Origin of the sequence: Bradyrhizobium sp. Rc3b (assembly GCF_900114915.1) — a bacterium.
GTDB lineage: Bacteria > Pseudomonadota > Alphaproteobacteria > Rhizobiales > Xanthobacteraceae > Bradyrhizobium.
This window is the reverse complement of sequence record NZ_FOUS01000002.1, coordinates 408,944-424,588: the sequence shown is the minus strand read 5'-3', so window position 1 is coordinate 424,588 and position 15,645 is coordinate 408,944. Positions and strand designations below refer to the sequence as shown.

Genomic DNA, 15,645 nt, shown 5'->3' with positions numbered 1-15,645 from the left:
TAGCCCGGATGGAGCGTAGCGAAATCCGGGTTCACCATCCGCGAACGCAGGATCCCGGATTACGCTGGCGCTCCATCCGGGCTACGGCGTCACGGCAATGAAGAAATCGAGGAGAACAAGAAAATGGCAGACCGCCTCAAGGGCAAACGCGCCGTCGTCACGGCTGCGGCCGCCGGCATCGGGCGCGCATGCGCCCTCGCATTCGCGCGTGAAGGCGCAACCGTCATCGCCACCGACATCAATGAAGCCGGCATCGCCGGCCTGACCAAGGAAGGCATCGCCGAGGTCGCAAAGCTCGACGTCCGCAACACCGCCGACGTCAACGCCTTCGCCAAGCGTATCGGCAAAATCGACATCCTGCTCAACGCGGCCGGCTTCGTGCATCACGGCACCATCCTGGAATGCTCGGAAGAGGATTTCGATTTCTCGTTCGACCTCAACGTCAAATCGATGCACCGGACCATCAGGGCCTTCCTGCCCGACATGATCGCGGGCGGCGGCGGCAGCATCGTCAACATCTCCTCCTGCGCGGCCTTGAGGCCGCCGGCGAACCGCTACGTCTACAGCTCGTCGAAGGCGGCAGTGTCGCTGCTATCGCGTGCGGTCGCGCTCGATTTCATCACCAAGGGCATCCGCTGCAACTCGATCTGCCCCGGCACCGTCGAGACGCCCTCGATGCTCGACCGCGCCGCCGCGCAGGGACCGCAAGGCAAGGAGATGTTCATCTCCCGCCAGAAGATGGGCCGGCTCGGCACCGCCGACGAGATCGCATCCATGGCGGTCTATCTCGGCAGCGACGAGAGCGCCTTCACCACCGGCGTCGACCTCGTCGTCGACGGCGGCTACATGCTCTGATCCCAGAGGCACCCGGCATGAACAAGATCGACCTCAACGGCCGCGTCGCCATCGTCACCGGCGGCGCGCAGGGCTTTGGCCGCGCCATCACCGAGCGCCTCACCGCCTCCGGCGCCAAGGTCGCGATCTGGGATTTTGACTCCGCGCTGGCCGAGAAGACGGCGAAAGAGATCGGCGGCAAGACCAAGGTCTTCAAGGTCGATGTCACCGACACCGCGGCCGTCGAGCAGGCGCGCGATGCGACGCTCGCCGCGTTCGGCAAGATCGACATCCTCGTCAACAATGCCGGCATCGCCGGCGTCAACAAGCCGGTCTGGGAAACCGACCTCGATGAATGGCGCAAGGTGCTGCGCATCAACCTCGACGGTCCCTTCATCGTCTGCAAGGCCATCGTGCCCGCGATGCTCAAGCAGAAATACGGGCGCATCGTGAACATCGCCTCGATCGCCGGCAAGGAAGGCAACCCGAACGCCTCGCACTATTCGGCGTCCAAGGCCGGCCTGATCGCGCTGACAAAGTCGCTCGGCAAGGAGCTCGCCGCGCATGACATCCTCGTCAACGCGGTGACGCCGGCCGCGGCCAAGACCGCGATCTTCGACCAGATGACGCAGCAGCATATCGACTTCATGCTGTCGAAGATCCCGAAGGGGCGCTTCGTGCTGGTCGAAGAGCTCGCCGCGATGGTGGCCTGGCTCGCGTCCGAGGACTGCGCCTTCTCGACCGGCGCGGTGTTCGACATCTCGGGCGGACGCGCAACCTATTGAGGGCAGCATGATCCGGGAAGGCGGATGCCTGTGCGGCGCGGTCCGGTTCAAGGCGGAGGGCGAGCCGCTCAACGTTCGCGTCTGCCATTGCCGCAACTGTCAGAAGGCGATGGGCTCGCCCTTCTTCGCCCGCGCGCAGTTCGACCAGCGCGCGCTGAGCGTCGAAGGCGAGACCGAGCGCTATGCATCGTCCGAGGCGATCGACCGCGTGTTCTGCAAACGCTGCGGCACCCGCCTGTTCGCCTGGCGGCGCAACGGCACGCTCGCGGGCGTCGCCCTCTCCGTGTTCGATGATCGCAATGCCTTCGCGCCGACCGAGCACATCTGGGTCTCGGAGAAGCCGATCTGGCTGAAGCTCGACGACGGCCTGGTGCAATATCCGGGAACGATCCCGGCGTGATGTCAGGCTTGGCCTGACGCAGACGCGCTTGCCGCCGGCGCCCGCCGGCCCGTTGTCGTCGCGATCCAGATCCCGCCAAACACCGCGACGATGCCGGCCGCCAGATTCCAGCGCAACGGCTCGTTCAGCAGCCAAGCGCCGACCAGCGACGCCGTGATCGGGTTGACCGTCACCGAGATCGCGACACGCGTCGGCGTCGTCCGCTCCAGCGCGAAAGCCCAGAGATAGAAGGTCAGCGCCGCGCCGAATGCACCGAGATAGAGAGCCGCCAGCCATTGCGGCGCGCCGAAGCCCGCGACCGGCGCAAAGCTACCGCGGATCCAAGAGAGCAGGATGAGGCAGGCAGCGCCCGCCGCCATGCTCATGGTGGTGAAGGCGATCGGGCTGGAGCGCCGGATCGGTGGCTTCGACCAGATACCATACAGTGCCATGCACAGTGCGGCCGCCATCATCAGGAGATCACCGCGCCAGGCGCCCGGCGGTGCCGAGGTCAGGTCGGAGAGAAGCGCTACAGCAACACCCAATGTCGCAATCACCACGCCGATCGATTTGCGCCAGGTCAGCGCTTCGGCACCGAGCGCGGCGCCGATCACGAGGGATAACAGCGGCAGCGTGGATAAGGCGAGCGCCCCGCGCGCGGCAGTCGTGAAGATCAACGATGCATTGAACAGGATCGGAAACAAAACGAAGAACAGCATGCCGAGCCCGATTGCGGCGGCCCAGTCCCCTCGCAGTGGCCAGCGATCTGCGCGCAGCAGCGTCAGTGGTAACAGCAGGAGAAAGCCGATGCCGAAGCGGAACGAACCGATCGCCAGCGGGTCGAGGTTGCTCACGAGATAGCGCGTGGCGCCGATCGAGGTGCCGCCAAGACCGCTCGACAGCATGGCGGCCAGAACGCCGGAGATTTCGCCCACGCTTCCTCCCGTCGATACTTCGAAGGCAGCATACGAGGCACGCCGAAACAGGGAATGGAATTTCCGTGATGCTGGGATAAGTTTTCGTCATGAGCGCACCCGATCTCGATCCCGAGCTGCTGAAGGCGTTTCTCGCGGTCGACGAGCATCGTTCGTTCACGCGCGCGGCCGATGTGCTCAATCGCACGCAATCGGCGGTGAGCGTCCAGATCAGGCGGCTGGAGGAGCGGCTTGGCACCAAGCTGTTTCAGCGCACCAGGGCTGGGGTCGTGCCGACCGCGACGGGCGAAGAGTTGCGCGCTTATGCGCGGCGCATTCTCGCACTCAACGCGGAGGCCGTCGGGGCGCTCCGCGCACGCAAGGCCGACGCCGTCGTCCGTCTCGGCGTGATGGACGATTACGGCACCATCGTCATTCCGCCCCTGCTGGCGAGCTTTGCCAGGCACCATCCACTGGTCAGGGTCGAGATCGAGACGGGATTGACCGCGACGATGCCGGCGCGGCTCGGCGAGGCCTACGACCTCGTCATCGCCATGCATCCACAAGGATGCGGCGATGGCGAGTTATTGAGGCGCGAACAGGCGGTCTGGGCCGCCGCCCCATCCTATCGGACAGCGGCGCAGTGTCCCCTTCCCATGGCGCTCTACCCGCCGGGCTGTCTGTTTCGCCAGTGGGCTGCGGAAGCGCTCGACGCCGCGGACCTGCCCTGGCGTCTCGCCTATGTCAGCCGGACGCTCGCTGCGGTCGAGACGATCGCGGCTCAAGGTCTCGCAGTGACGGTGGTAAAGGCCGGGACCTTGCCGCCGAGCCTTCGTGCGCTGTCCGATCGTGACGGCATGCCGCCGTTGCCGGCGGCGGAGATCCGCCTCCACCGCGCGAACGACCTGTCGACCGCAGGCGCCCTCCTTGCAGATCATTTGCAACGGGCAATTTCGGAATTGGGCGCCATATAACGCTAGATCGTGAAGGATTGTGGCCCTATACGGCCTGCTTTGCGAAGCGCGCAGGCAAACCAGAACGGACGAGCCGTGAACATTTCCTTTTATGACCTTTCCGTCTGGGTGCTGCCGCTGGTGCTTGCCATCACCTTCCACGAGGCCGCGCACGCCTTCGTCGCCGACCGGCTTGGCGACAACACAGCCGCACAGCTCGGCCGCGTCAGCTTCAACCCCATCAGGCATATTGACCCGTTCGGCACCCTGATCCTACCGGCGATGCTGCTGTTCGCGCACTCGCCGTTCCTGTTCGGCTATGCCAAGCCGGTGCCGGTCAACTTCCGCAAGCTGAACAACCCCAAACTGGACATGGTCTGGGTGGCATTGGCGGGGCCTGTCACCAACATCCTGCTGGCGCTTGCAGTGGCCCTCGCCTTCCACGCCCTGCCCCTTGTCCCCGCAAGCTCGGCGAAATGGGTCGCCGACAACCTCAAGAATGCGCTCATCATCAACGCCATCCTCGCGGTCTTCAACATGATGCCGATCCCGCCGCTCGATGGCGGGCGCGTTGCGGTCGGGCTGTTGCCGCGCCCGCTCGCCATGCCACTGGCCCGGCTCGAGCCATTCGGGATGCTGATCCTGATCGGCCTGTTGATCCTGCTGCCCCTTGCAGGTTCCCAGTTCGGTCTAAATCTTGATGTTATTTCAGCAATACTGCGAACGTTGACCGGTTATGTGATTCAGGCTGTTCTGTTCCTGACCGGCAATGCGTAGTTGAACAACCGCACCCGAACTTTAAGCCGAAGGGCCAGAGGCCGACTTGGTCAAAGCTGCCGATATGCTGATCGCGCGACGCGCGGACACCCGCGCCCGCGCCGATTTTGCCACCTGGAAGATGATGGCCAAGCTCAATGGGGCGTCCGCGCTCCCACCGGAGGCCCAGGAGTTTCTGGCGAGCTACCAGAACCTGCTGGCGCAGATGAGCGAGGGCGAGGCCACCGAGGCGACCATCGGTGCGATCTACAAGGCCTATTATGCCGAGATGGGTGGCGCGGGAACGGCACCCGACGTCCGCCCTCGCCCGCCTGAAGCAGCGGCGGACAATGTTACCGCTTTCCGCCGCCCGGCGCCGAAGCCAAAGACGACCAGCTTTTTCGGGGCTGGCGCGGCAGCTGGAACCCAGAAACGGCCGCTCCCGGTGGCGCTGATCTTCGCCTGCCTCGTCGTCGTCTATGTCGGGATCCGGCTCTACTGGCGCTGAGCCGTCTTCTTCTTTTTCGCGTCGGCCGGCGTGAAGATGATATCGACGGTCCGCTCGAACCGATCCTCGGTCAGCCCGGCAGGCGGCTGCGGGATCGGATCGGACTTGCGGACAATCGAGACCGCGGCCGCGTCGTAGGCTGAATCCCCGGATGACTCCACGACATCCACCGACAGCACGTTGCCCTTCCGGTTGATCGCGAAGCTCACCTTGACCTTCTGGTTATTGGGCTGCTTGCCTTCCGGATTGATCTTGTGCAGCGACAAATGCGCGCTGATCTTGCGGTTCCAGTCGGCGGTCAGCTTCAGGATGTCCTTGCCGATGCCGATGACGGGCGCCAGCGCCTTCTCGGCCTCGCGCGCGTCCTCCTCGAGCGTCTGCCGTGCCGTCGCAACCGATTTCGGCGAGGCCTCGGCGGCCGGCGTTTCGACCGCCTGAATCTTCGGATCGTCTTCCGTCGGCTTCTTCGCGTTGTTCTCGGTCACGACGCGATCGGGATCCTCGACCTGCTGCGACTGGTCCTTCGGAAGCTCCGTCTCCTTGGTCTCGGCCTTTTGCTCGGGAAGCGCCTGCTGCTCCTGCATCGCTTCGCTGTCGGGCCCGGGCGGCAGATCGGTTTCGGGCGCCTTGGGCGATGCCATCTCCACGGCGAATTCCGCACCGTTCGCACCGAGGCCATCGCCGTCGTCGTCAGCACGCAAATGAGCCAGCGCGAGCGCAGCACCGCCCAGATGGAGCACGAGCGCGGCCACCGCCGCCAGGATCCAGAGCTTCCGGGATGGTCTGTGTTCGTCCGACATAGCGGGCCTCTAAGGCTGAGCGGTGCCTGCCGCAGGCGCTCCCGGTGCGCCTTCCAGCGCCACCAGTTTCACCCGCGTATAGCCGCCTGAGCGCAGGAGCTCCATGACGCCCATCAACTCCCCGTACGGCACCGAACGATCGGCGCGCAGGAAGACGTACTTGTCCTTGCTCATGTCGGACAGTCCGTCGAGCGTCCCGATCAGCTCGGCCCGGTGAACGGGGTTCTCCCCGAGGGCAAGCGTCAGATCGGGCTTGATGCTGAGATAGGTCGGCTTGTCCGGCTTCTTCTGCGGCGTCGCGCTCGACGTCGGCAAATCGATCGGCAGGTCGACCGTGGAGAGCGGCGCTGCGACCATGAAGATGATCAGCAGCACCAGGATGACGTCGATGAACGGCGTGACGTTGATGTCATGCGTTTCCGAGAAATCGTCGTCGTCGCCGTCGTTGTCTGCGAGCGAAACGCCCATGGCTCACTCCGCTGCGCGCGAATGCACGCTGCCGTGGCTGCGGTCGAGATCGCGCGAGAGCAGCCGCGCCGCCGCACCCGAGGCGCGGCTGACGAGCTCGAGATAGCCCTTCGTCACGCGCGAGAAGTGATTGTAGATGATGACGGCGGGAATGGCGGCGACGAGGCCGATCGCCGTGGCGAGCAGCGCTTCGGCGATGCCGGGCGCGACGACGGCGAGGTTCGTGGTCTGCGACTTCGAGATGCCGATGAAGCTGTTCATGATGCCCCAGACCGTGCCGAACAGGCCGACGAAGGGCGAGGTCGAGCCGATGGTCGCAAGCACGCCCATGCCGATGCGGATCCGCCGCGCCTCGGCGCGCACGATCTCGGAAAAGCTGGAGGCTGCGCGCTCCTTGATGCCGGCGTCGCTGGACAGGCCGGCCGACATCCGCGCCTCGCGCAGGGCCGCCGTCAGGAACGACGGCAGGATACCCTCCTTGGCTCCGAGCGCCATCTGCGCTTCGGCGAGGGAGCGCGTCTCCGCAACCTTCTTCAGCGCCGAACGAAGCTTGGAGGATGCGACCGACAGCTCGATCGACTTGGCGATGAAGACGGTCCAGGTCATCAGCGATGCGAAGGCGAGCCCGATCATCACCGCCTTCACGATGACGTCCGCCGACATGAACATCACCCAGGGCGACAATTCCTTCATCGCCGGCGCGATGCCAGCCGCGGCATCAGGCTTGGCGGTGGTCGAAACGGCGGCCGCGGAGGGCGCCGTCGGAGCAACCGGGGTGGCTGCCGTCGAAGCCGAAGGCGCCGGGACCGCAGGCGTGGTCGCCGCGGGCGCCGCCGGAGCCGGAGCGACCGGGGCCGGCTGAGCCGTCGACTGCGCCGGTGCCGAGGGGGGTTGTGTCTGGGCGGAAACGGGGGATGCGAGCCAGGCGGCCGCCAGCATCAAGGCTGCGGCAAGGCTTGCTTGGAAGGTCATGGTCTTCATACTTCGGCCCAGTAGCGAATGAGGTTGTGATAGATACCCGTCAATTTGACCGTTTCGGGATCGTCACGCCCGAGCCGGTCCACCAGCGCCTGAATCGCGGTGTCGAGGTCGAAGATCATGCTCCGGGCTTGATCGTCCCGTATCATGCTCTGAAGCCAGAAGAAAGACGCAACCCGTGTTCCCCTGGTCACCGGCGTGACGAGGTGGAGGCTGGTCGAGGGGTAGAGCACGCAGTCGCCGGCTGGCAACTTGACTTCGTGCGAGCCGTAAGTGTCCTCGATCACAAGTTCGCCACCGTCGTACTCTTCCGGCTCGGCGAGGAACAGCGTCACCGAGAGGTCCGTGCGGATGCGAAGGCCGGTCAGACGGTCGCCGCGGATCGCATTGTCGACATGCAGGCCGAAATGGTGGCCGCTATCCGCCGCATAGCGGTTGAACAGCGGCGGGAAGATCTGGAGCGGTATAGCCGCCGCGATGAAGCGCGGGTTCGATGTCAGCGCCGAGATGATGCGGTTGCCGAGTTTTCGCGCGACTTCGCTATCGGGCGGCAATTGCTCGTTGCGCTTGACCATCGCCGACTGCGCGCCGGCGGTGGACCGGCCATCCTCCCATTCGCTGGCGTCCATGATGCGGCGGAAATCCGCCACATCATCCTTGCTGAGAACGCCTGGCAGGCACGTCAACATGATCAGAACTTCGCTGTCGTCACGACATAGAACGCGCGCCCGGGCGCGACCGCTACGAACGGTACGTTGCTGCGATAGAACGAGTCGTAATAGAGCTTGTTGGTCAGGTTCTGAGCGTAGAACTTCATGGTCCAGTTCTTGTCGATCTTCTTCTCGACGAAGGCATCGAAGCGCCAATAGCTCGGCAGCTCGTTGGTGTTGGCCGCGAACGTGCCGCCGTAAACCTTCGAGCGGTACACCGCCTGCCCGCCGAGCTCCCAGCCGTCATCGAACTTGTACTTGGTCAGCATGCTGAACGACTGGTGGGCAATGTTGGCGAGCTGCAGGCCGAGATTGGAGGCAACCCCGCTCTGGGTGACCTTGGACTGCATCAGCACCAGGCCGCCGAAGATGCTCCAACGATCGGTGATCTTGCCCTCGGCTTCGATGTCGATGCCCTGGATCCTGTAGGCAGCGCCCGAGGTCAGCAGGCCGTTGACGGTCTCGCGCGCGTTGTCCTTGGTGGTCTGGAACAGCGCGCCGGTCACCAGCAGGTGGCGGTCGGCGAGTTCCCATTTGGTGCCGAGCTCGATCGCCTTGTTGCGCTCGGGCCCGAGCAAGAGGGTCGAGTTGGGCGGAACGCCGCCGTAATCGGTGCCGGTCGCGTCAAGCTCCGAACCGAACGGATTGGCCGAGGTCGCATAGGCTGCATAGATGCTGCCGATCGACATCGGCTTGTAGACCAGGCCGACGTTGTAGTTCACGAGATCCGCGTTCTGCTTCACGAAGCTCGAATTGTTCGACGCGCTCTGGCTGTAGCCGTCGTAGCGCACGCCGCCATTGACGATGATCGTGTCCTGCCAGTTCGCGGTGTCCATGACATAGACGCTGCTGGTGTTGACGCCGTAGCGCGTCGGGTTTCCGAGGAGTGACGGAATGCCGAAGGGAATGTTGGTGTATTGCGGGGAGTAGAGATTGACCCCTGTCACGGCACCGTTGCTCGTGAAGGGCGAGCCGGACAGCTCCGACGCGAGGCCGGCATAGCGGTCGATCGAGATGTTCTCGTTCGAATATTCGACTCCGAACACGGCGGTGTGCTTGACCCCGCCGGTGTCGAGCTTGAACGTGGCCTCGTTCTGGTTGGCCCACACGTCCACGGTCTGGTAGCGGCTCTGCGCGCTCGCCGTCGTGGTCCAGAGCAGCGGATTGGGGCTGGTCGTATTCGGATTCTGCGGCAGCGTGCCGATATAGTTGAGCACCGAGTGCTCGCCGCGCACCTTGCTGGTCAGCGTGATGGCCTCGTTGACCTTGTACTCGATCGTGCCGGTACCGAAATCCTGCCGCGCCGTCTGGAAGTCGCGATTGAGGAAGCCGTACCAATTGCCGCGCGGAATGCCGGCCGAGGTCACCGGCACATTGCCCTGCTTGTAATAGGGTACGCCGAAATCCGGCAGGCCGCTGAGGTCGGTGTGGACGTAGTTCGTGGTGATCTTGATGTCGTTGGTCGGGGTGTACTTGGTCGAGATGAAGGTGCCCCAGCGATTGTCGGTCACGTAGTCGCGGCCGGCGACGTTGGCATCCTGGAACAGGCCGCCGGTGCGCACCGAGAAGGTCGGGTCGATGACCTGGTTGACGTCGAGCGTGACGCGCTTGGTCTGATCGGTGCCGAACTCGGAGTCCATGCGCTTGAAGTTGACGTCGCCAGCCTGCTTGGTGACGATGTTGATGGCACCGCCGGCGGTGCCGCGGCCGGCGTAGGAGGATGCCGGCCCGCGCAGGATCTCGATCTGCTCGGTGAAGAAGTTCTCGCGGATGGAAACCGCGGGATCGCGGATGCCGTCGATGAACACGTCGTTGCGCGCATCGAAGCCGCGGATGAAGAAACGGTCGCCGAACGCGTTGCCGCCCTCGCCCGAGCCGAGCGTCACGCCCGCGGTCGAGCGCCCGATCTCCTTCAGCGTCGTCGCGTTCTTGTCCTCGAGCACTTCCTTGCTGAGCACCGTGATCGACTTGGGCGTGTTCAGCATCTTCTCGGGAAACTTGCCGCTGGCCTGGACGTGGTCGACCTTGTAGGGCGCGGCCGGATCGGCATAGGGATTGCCGTCGGGAGCGCCTGACGGCGTGGTCGGCGCCGTCTGCTGTGCCGCCTGCTCGCGCTGCGCGGCGCGACGAATCGCATTGCGGGCGCGGACCTGCTCCGGCGAAGGCTTCGACGACGTTGGACGCGGACGTTCGACGGGAGCATCGACCGTTACCGGCGGCAGGTTGGACTGCTGCGCCTGCGCGCCACTCGACACCGACGCCACCGCGATCAAGCTCGCAACTGCCGAGACCTTCTTGCCGGAAACACCTGCGAACTTTTCATCCACCAGACCGAATGCTGCGACCGAACGCAACGACTTCGGTGCGACCACCTGCCCCATTACCAAACGCCCCATCTTCCTGTTCGCTCACTCACTTTGACGAACGATGAGTTGTTGGTATCGGCCGCAAAATAGCGGGTCAATGCGAGCGCCTCGCAAGAACCCTTGAATCGGTCCAGTTCAAAACAATTCTAAATTACAGTTTGAAATCGTTCTAAACTGATATTGGACTCGTTCTAAAAAACAGCGCACCGAAGGCCGGGCAATCGATGGCTCGCTCACAGCATCAATCGCTGCTCGGCGGCTTCATCAGCGAAAACAATTCGTCGACGGTTTTCAGCGCAACAGCGCGCACGCGATCGGTTGAGTCCATGCCGGCGATGTTGACGCCGCTCACGACCGCTTTGATCTCGTCCCGGAAGTCGGTGAGGAAGCGCAAGGGATCACGCTGCTCATTGGCGACACGCGCGATCAATCCCGTGATCAGAATCTGACACGCGATCAGCTTGCCGTTCAGCTCGTCCATCCTGCGCTCCCGTTGTGGCGGCGCCGATATGGACGATGCTGAAATCCCTGACAACCGAAACGGCTTCCGCCCGACTTAGAACCATTCTTGTTACCGATACCGACCGGCGGCTCGACCCGGCGCCATTCGGCCCGAGCACACCGTCCGGGAGTGCTGCTTGAGGTGTGTTCGCCGATCGCGCCTGCCGGGAAAATGCAGCACTGCACACCGCCGCGCCAGACCTCTGCCCAGACGGTGCAAAGCTTTCCAATTGTTTAGGATTCTCAACTGATAGTGCTGTTTACACTGGAACTTGGCGTGTATTATACAAACGCTCTGGAACCCTACGATTGCCCCAATAATTCGTAGCTGAGGGCACAAGAGCCGACACGAGACGATATGAAAAAGTCCCGGCCGATCCTCTGGATTCTGATCATCGCGGCCGTGGCCTCCGCGGGTTACTATGGTTGGCAGAAATTCGACGCCTCCCAGGCTGGAAAAACCCAGACCGCCCAGAAGGGTCCACCCCGCCCGCCCGCCGTCCCCGTCAGCATTGCCCCGGTCCAGAAGGTCGATTTCCCGGTCTATCTGACCGGTCTCGGCACGGTTCAGGGGTTCAACACCGTGCAAGTCCGCACCCGCGTGGATGGCCAGATCGACAAGCTCGCCTTCCGCGAAGGCCAGATCGTCCAGCAGGGCGAGCTTCTGGTCTCGATCGATCCCCGTCCCTATCAAGCCACGCTCGACCAAGCCAAGGCCAAGAAGGCGCAGGACGAGGCTAGTCTGGCCAACGCCAATCTCGAACTTCAGCGCGCCACGAAGCTCGGCGAATTCGCGACCGCCCAGCGGGTCGACACCCAGCGCACGACCGTCGCCCAGCTCACCGCCCAGATCGCCGCCGATGACGCCGCGATCGCCAACGCCCAGACCCAGCTCGACTACACCCAGGTCAAGGCGCCGATCACCGGCGTCGCCGGCCTGCGCCAGGTCGACATCGGCAACATCGTCAACGCCTCGACGCAGACGGGCATCGTCACGATCTCGCAAGTCGAGCCGATCTCCGTGATCTTCACCGCGCCGGAAGACCAGCTGCCCTATATCACCGAAGGCCAGAAGAGCGGCGCGCTCAAGGTGATCGCCTTCACCACCGACGGCAAGAAGACGCTGGCCGAGGGCAAGCTTGCGGTCATCAACAACCAGGTCGACACCAGCAGCGGAACGATCCGGCTCAAGGCGGTGTTCGACAACAGGGACCACACGCTGTGGCCGGGCCAGTCGGTTTCGACGCGGCTTCTGGTGCGGACGCTGAAGGATGCGACCGTGGTTCCGGATGACGCGGTCCAGCATTCGACCAACGGCCTCTACGCTTATACCGTCAATCAGGACAACAAGGCCGAGGTGCACAAGGTCAAGGTCACCTACGCTATCGATGGACATTCGGTCATCGAAGAAGGGCTGAGCCCCGGTCAGCAGGTGATCACCGGCGGCCAGTTCAAGGTGCAGCCCGGAAGCCTCGTCTCGACGGCGGTGGCGAGTTCGAACCCGGCCCAGAACGCCCAGAACAAGGTACGACAGGAATGACCGAGGGCGGGATTTCGGCACCTTTCATCCGTTATCCCATCGGCACCTCGCTGCTGATGGCCGGCATCCTCTTCGTCGGTCTCGTCGCCTATCCCCTGCTCCCGGTCGCACCGCTGCCGCAGGTCGACTTCCCGACCATCCAGATCACCGCCAATTTGCCGGGCGGCAGTCCCGAGACGATGGCTTCGTCGGTGGCGCAGCCGCTGGAGCGGCAGTTCGCCCAGATTCCCGGCATCGCGCAGATGACCTCGACGAGCTATCTGGGCACCGCGTCGATCACCATCCAGTTCGATCTCAACCGCAGCATCGACGGTGCTGCCAATGACGTGCAGGGTGCCATCAACGCCGCCAGCGGCCAGTTGCCGAAGAATCTTCCCTCGCCGCCGACCTACCGCAAGGTCAACCCGGCCGATGCGCCGATCCTGCTGCTGTCGGCGACATCGGAGACGTTGCCTCTGACCAGCGTCAGCGACGCGGTCGACGCCCAGCTCGCCCAGCAGATCAGCCAGCTCTCCGGCGTCGCCCAGGTCTTCATCGGCGGCCAGCAGAAACCCTCCATCCGCGTTCAGGTCGATCCCGCGAAACTGGTCGCCAAGGGCCTGTCGATGGAGGACGTACGCAGCCAGATCGCGATCACCACGGTCGACAGTCCGAAGGGCAATATCGACGGCGAGAAGCGCGCCTACACGATCTACGCCAACGACCAGCTCACGCACGCGAAGGACTGGAACGACGTCATCATCGCCTATCGCAACGGCGCTCCGTTGCGAATCCGCGACATCGGCCAGGCGGTCAGCGCCGCTGAAGACGCCAAGCAGGCGGCCTGGGCCAACGGCAAGCGCGGCGTGTTCCTGGTGATCTTCAAGCAGCCGGGCGCCAACGTCATCGAGACCGTCGATCGGATCAAGGCGACCCTGCCCCGCCTCGTGGCGGCGATCCCGCCCGCCATCAAGATCGAGCTCATCAGCGACCGTACCACGACCATCCGCGCCGCGGTCGAGGACGTCCAGTTCACCTTGCTGCTGACCATCGCGCTCGTGGTCATGGTCATCTTCATCTTCCTGCGCAGCTTCTGGGCCACCGTCATTCCCGCCATCACGGTTCCGCTGGCGCTGCTCGGCGCCTGCGCGCTGATGTGGGTCGTCGGCTATTCGCTCGACAATCTGTCGCTGATGGCGCTCACCATCGCGGTCGGATTCGTCGTCGACGATGCCATCGTGATGCTCGAGAACATCACGCGCTACATCGAGGAAGGCGAATCGCCGATGGCGGCTGCCTTCCGTGGCTCGAAGGAAATCGGCTTCACCATCGTGTCGATCAGCATCTCGCTGGTCGCGGTGCTGATCCCGCTGCTCTTGATGGGCGGCATCATCGGGCGCCTGTTCCGCGAATTCGCCGTCGTGCTGGCGATGACCATCTTCGTCTCGATGTTCGTGTCGCTGACCCTGACGCCGATGATGGCTTCGCGCTTCCTGCGCGCCCATGGCGAGGTGCGCCACGGTCGCTTCTATCAATGGAGCGAGCGCGCCTTCGATGCGATGCTGCGCGGCTACGAATACGTTCTCGATCACGCCCTGGCCTGGCGGCGCACCACGCTGGCGATCTTCTTCGCCACGCTCGGACTGTCGATCTATTTGTTCGTCCTGATCCCGAAGGGATTCTTCCCGCAGCAGGATGTCGGCCTGATCACGGCGACTTCGGAAGCCTCGCAGGACATTTCGTTCAAGGAGATGACCCGGCGTCAGGAACAGCTCGGTAAGATCATCCTCGCCGATCCCGATGTTGCCAGCGTCGCCATGTCGATCGGCGGCAGCGGCCGCGCCGGCAACAACGGCAACATATTCATCACGCTGAAGGCTCGCGACAAGCGCGATGCCTCGGCTCAGCAGATCATCGCGCGACTGCGTCCGCAGTTCGACAAGGTCGAGGGCGCCCGCGTCTACATGCAGGCGGCCCAGGACGTGCGGCTCGGCGGGCGGCCGACGCGCACCCAATTCGAGTTCACCTTGCAGGACGCCGACCTCGCCGAGCTCAACGAGTGGGCGCCGAAAATCCTCGCCAAGATGCAGACGCTGCCGGAGCTGCGCGACGTCGCGACCGACCAGCAGACCCAGGGCACCACGGTCCAGCTCAAGATCAACCGCGACACCGCCGCGCGCTACGGCATCCAGCCGCAGCTGATCGACGACACGCTGTATGATGCCTTCGGACAACGACAGGTCACGCAGTATTTCACCCAGCTCAACACCTACAAGGTGATCCTGGAGATCCTGCCGGAGATGCAGGGCAATCTCGACAGCCTGAACAAGCTCTATCTGAAGTCGCCGCTGACCGGCGACCAGGTGCCGCTGTCGACCTTCGCGACCTGGACCACCGATCCGGTCCGTCCGCTTTCGATCAGCCACCAGGGCCAATTCCCGGCGATCACCATCAGCTTCAACCTCGGCCAGGGCGTCGCGCTCGGCCAGGCGACGGAAGCCGTGCAGAAGGCGATGGCCGAGCTCGGCGCGCCGCCGACGCTGAACTCGAGCTTCCAGGGCACGGCGCAGGCGTTCCAGCAATCGCTCGGCACCGTGCCGCTGCTGATCCTTGCGGCGCTGGTCGTGGTCTACCTGATCCTCGGCATCCTCTACGAGAGCTATATCCATCCGATCACGATTCTGTCGACGCTGCCCTCGGCCGGCGTCGGCGCGCTCGCGATCCTGATGGCGGCCGGGTTCGACTTCAGCCTCATTGCCTTGATCGGAATCATTCTCCTGATCGGCATCGTGAAGAAGAACGGCATCATGATGGTCGACTTCGCCATCGCCGCCGAACGCGACGAGCACAAGACGCCGGCGGAATCGATCCGCCAGGCCGCCCTGCTCCGCTTCCGCCCGATCATGATGACGACGATGGCCGCGCTGCTCGGCGGCGTGCCGCTGATGCTCGGTCACGGCACCGGCGCCGAGATCCGCCAGCCGCTCGGCTACGCCATGGTCGGCGGCCTGATCGTCAGCCAGGCGCTGACGCTGTTCACCACGCCGGTGGTCTATCTCTATCTCGACGAGCTCAACAACTGGTTCTCGGGCTGGGGCCGTTCGGGTGACGGCGAAGGCGGCGAGGCGGTGGAGCACGGCACCGTTAAGGAAGCTGCCGAGTAGCGGCTTGCAC

The 15,645-nt window shown here is 64.1% G+C and carries 15 protein-coding genes; 8 read left to right on the top strand and 7 right to left on the bottom strand.

Features of this window, described 5'->3' with window-relative positions; genetic code table 11:
• Positions 1 to 123 precede the first annotated feature (123 nt).
• From BM190_RS05505 to BM190_RS05495, 3 genes are read left to right on the top strand one after another with little or no spacing between them, the layout of a single operon-like run.
• Entirely contained in the window at positions 124 to 855 is a 732-nt protein-coding gene (locus BM190_RS05505) for an SDR family oxidoreductase (protein WP_018319829.1), read from the top strand.
• A 17-nt stretch (positions 856 to 872) separates the two neighbouring features.
• Positions 873 to 1,619, top strand: a complete 747-nt coding sequence (locus BM190_RS05500) for an SDR family NAD(P)-dependent oxidoreductase (protein WP_092252600.1) — start codon at positions 873 to 875, stop codon at positions 1,617 to 1,619.
• Positions 1,620 to 1,626: 7 nt separating this feature from the next.
• Positions 1,627 to 2,019, top strand: coding sequence for a GFA family protein (locus tag BM190_RS05495; RefSeq protein WP_092252598.1), 393 nt, complete (start codon positions 1,627 to 1,629; stop codon positions 2,017 to 2,019).
• A 2-nt stretch (positions 2,020 to 2,021) separates the two neighbouring features.
• Here BM190_RS05495 and BM190_RS05490 read toward each other — a convergent pair whose 3' ends face one another.
• A complete protein-coding gene (locus BM190_RS05490) occupies positions 2,022 to 2,933 on the bottom strand; it encodes a DMT family transporter (RefSeq protein WP_092252596.1) in 912 nt (303 codons plus the stop codon).
• Between the two features lie 89 nt (positions 2,934 to 3,022).
• Between BM190_RS05490 and BM190_RS05485 the strand changes: the two genes are divergently transcribed.
• From BM190_RS05485 to BM190_RS05475, 3 genes are all read left to right on the top strand, one after another.
• Entirely contained in the window at positions 3,023 to 3,886 is an 864-nt protein-coding gene (locus BM190_RS05485; protein WP_092252594.1) for a LysR family transcriptional regulator, read from the top strand.
• A 75-nt stretch (positions 3,887 to 3,961) separates the two neighbouring features.
• Positions 3,962 to 4,642 (top strand): site-2 protease family protein, encoded by a 681-nt coding sequence (locus BM190_RS05480; RefSeq protein WP_092252592.1) that lies wholly within the window; start codon positions 3,962 to 3,964, stop codon positions 4,640 to 4,642.
• Positions 4,643 to 4,706: 64 nt separating this feature from the next.
• A complete protein-coding gene (locus BM190_RS05475; RefSeq protein WP_092253054.1) occupies positions 4,707 to 5,129 on the top strand; it encodes a hypothetical protein in 423 nt (140 codons plus the stop codon).
• On the opposite strand, the gene BM190_RS05470 is transcribed toward BM190_RS05475, so the two are convergent.
• The 6 genes from BM190_RS05470 to BM190_RS05445 form a co-directional block, all read right to left on the bottom strand.
• Complete coding sequence (locus BM190_RS05470) at positions 5,117 to 5,929, bottom strand: energy transducer TonB family protein (RefSeq protein ID WP_028145170.1); 813 nt, start codon at positions 5,927 to 5,929, stop codon at positions 5,117 to 5,119. The two genes, BM190_RS05475 and BM190_RS05470, sit on opposite strands and share 13 nt — an antisense overlap.
• 9 nt (positions 5,930 to 5,938) lie before the next feature.
• The gene (gene exbD, locus BM190_RS05465) at positions 5,939 to 6,397 is read right to left on the bottom strand and encodes a TonB system transport protein ExbD (protein ID WP_092252590.1); all 459 of its coding nucleotides are present in this window, start codon (positions 6,395 to 6,397) and stop codon (positions 5,939 to 5,941) included.
• Between the two features lie 3 nt (positions 6,398 to 6,400).
• A complete protein-coding gene (gene exbB / locus BM190_RS05460) occupies positions 6,401 to 7,378 on the bottom strand; it encodes a tonB-system energizer ExbB (RefSeq protein ID WP_092252588.1) in 978 nt (325 codons plus the stop codon).
• Entirely contained in the window at positions 7,375 to 8,064 is a 690-nt protein-coding gene (locus tag BM190_RS05455; protein WP_018319819.1) for a Fe2+-dependent dioxygenase, read from the bottom strand. Before BM190_RS05455 ends, exbB begins: the two co-directional genes overlap by 4 nt.
• A 2-nt stretch (positions 8,065 to 8,066) precedes the next feature.
• Positions 8,067 to 10,466: a TonB-dependent receptor gene (locus BM190_RS05450; RefSeq protein ID WP_092252586.1), complete on the bottom strand. Its 2,400-nt coding sequence runs from the start codon at positions 10,464 to 10,466 to the stop codon at positions 8,067 to 8,069.
• Positions 10,467 to 10,692: 226 nt separating this feature from the next.
• The gene (locus tag BM190_RS05445; protein WP_092252584.1) at positions 10,693 to 10,932 is read right to left on the bottom strand and encodes a hypothetical protein; all 240 of its coding nucleotides are present in this window, start codon (positions 10,930 to 10,932) and stop codon (positions 10,693 to 10,695) included.
• A 378-nt stretch (positions 10,933 to 11,310) separates the two neighbouring features.
• Here BM190_RS05445 and BM190_RS05440 point away from each other — a divergent pair, with 378 nt between their 5' ends.
• Both BM190_RS05440 and BM190_RS05435 read left to right on the top strand, forming a co-directional pair.
• Entirely contained in the window at positions 11,311 to 12,492 is a 1,182-nt protein-coding gene (locus tag BM190_RS05440) for an efflux RND transporter periplasmic adaptor subunit (RefSeq protein ID WP_177236925.1), read from the top strand.
• Positions 12,489 to 15,635: a multidrug efflux RND transporter permease subunit gene (locus BM190_RS05435; protein WP_092252580.1), complete on the top strand. Its 3,147-nt coding sequence runs from the start codon at positions 12,489 to 12,491 to the stop codon at positions 15,633 to 15,635. Before BM190_RS05440 ends, BM190_RS05435 begins: the two co-directional genes overlap by 4 nt.
• Positions 15,636 to 15,645 lie beyond the last annotated feature (10 nt).

Coding starts and splice junctions, on each gene's coding strand:
- BM190_RS05505 (WP_018319829.1), top strand. CDS start 124: ATGGCAGACCGCCTCAAGGGCAAACGCGCCGTCGTCACGGCTGCGGCC.
- BM190_RS05500 (WP_092252600.1), top strand. CDS start 873: ATGAACAAGATCGACCTCAACGGCCGCGTCGCCATCGTCACCGGCGGC.
- BM190_RS05495 (WP_092252598.1), top strand. CDS start 1,627: ATGATCCGGGAAGGCGGATGCCTGTGCGGCGCGGTCCGGTTCAAGGCG.
- BM190_RS05485 (WP_092252594.1), top strand. CDS start 3,023: ATGAGCGCACCCGATCTCGATCCCGAGCTGCTGAAGGCGTTTCTCGCG.
- BM190_RS05475 (WP_092253054.1), top strand. CDS start 4,707: ATGCTGATCGCGCGACGCGCGGACACCCGCGCCCGCGCCGATTTTGCC.
- BM190_RS05470 (WP_028145170.1), bottom strand. CDS start 5,929: ATGTCGGACGAACACAGACCATCCCGGAAGCTCTGGATCCTGGCGGCG.
- exbD (WP_092252590.1), bottom strand. CDS start 6,397: ATGGGCGTTTCGCTCGCAGACAACGACGGCGACGACGACGATTTCTCG.
- exbB (WP_092252588.1), bottom strand. CDS start 7,378: ATGAAGACCATGACCTTCCAAGCAAGCCTTGCCGCAGCCTTGATGCTG.
- BM190_RS05455 (WP_018319819.1), bottom strand. CDS start 8,064: ATGTTGACGTGCCTGCCAGGCGTTCTCAGCAAGGATGATGTGGCGGAT.
- BM190_RS05450 (WP_092252586.1), bottom strand. CDS start 10,466: ATGGGGCAGGTGGTCGCACCGAAGTCGTTGCGTTCGGTCGCAGCATTC.
- BM190_RS05445 (WP_092252584.1), bottom strand. CDS start 10,932: ATGGACGAGCTGAACGGCAAGCTGATCGCGTGTCAGATTCTGATCACG.
- BM190_RS05440 (WP_177236925.1), top strand. CDS start 11,311: ATGAAAAAGTCCCGGCCGATCCTCTGGATTCTGATCATCGCGGCCGTG.
- BM190_RS05435 (WP_092252580.1), top strand. CDS start 12,489: ATGACCGAGGGCGGGATTTCGGCACCTTTCATCCGTTATCCCATCGGC.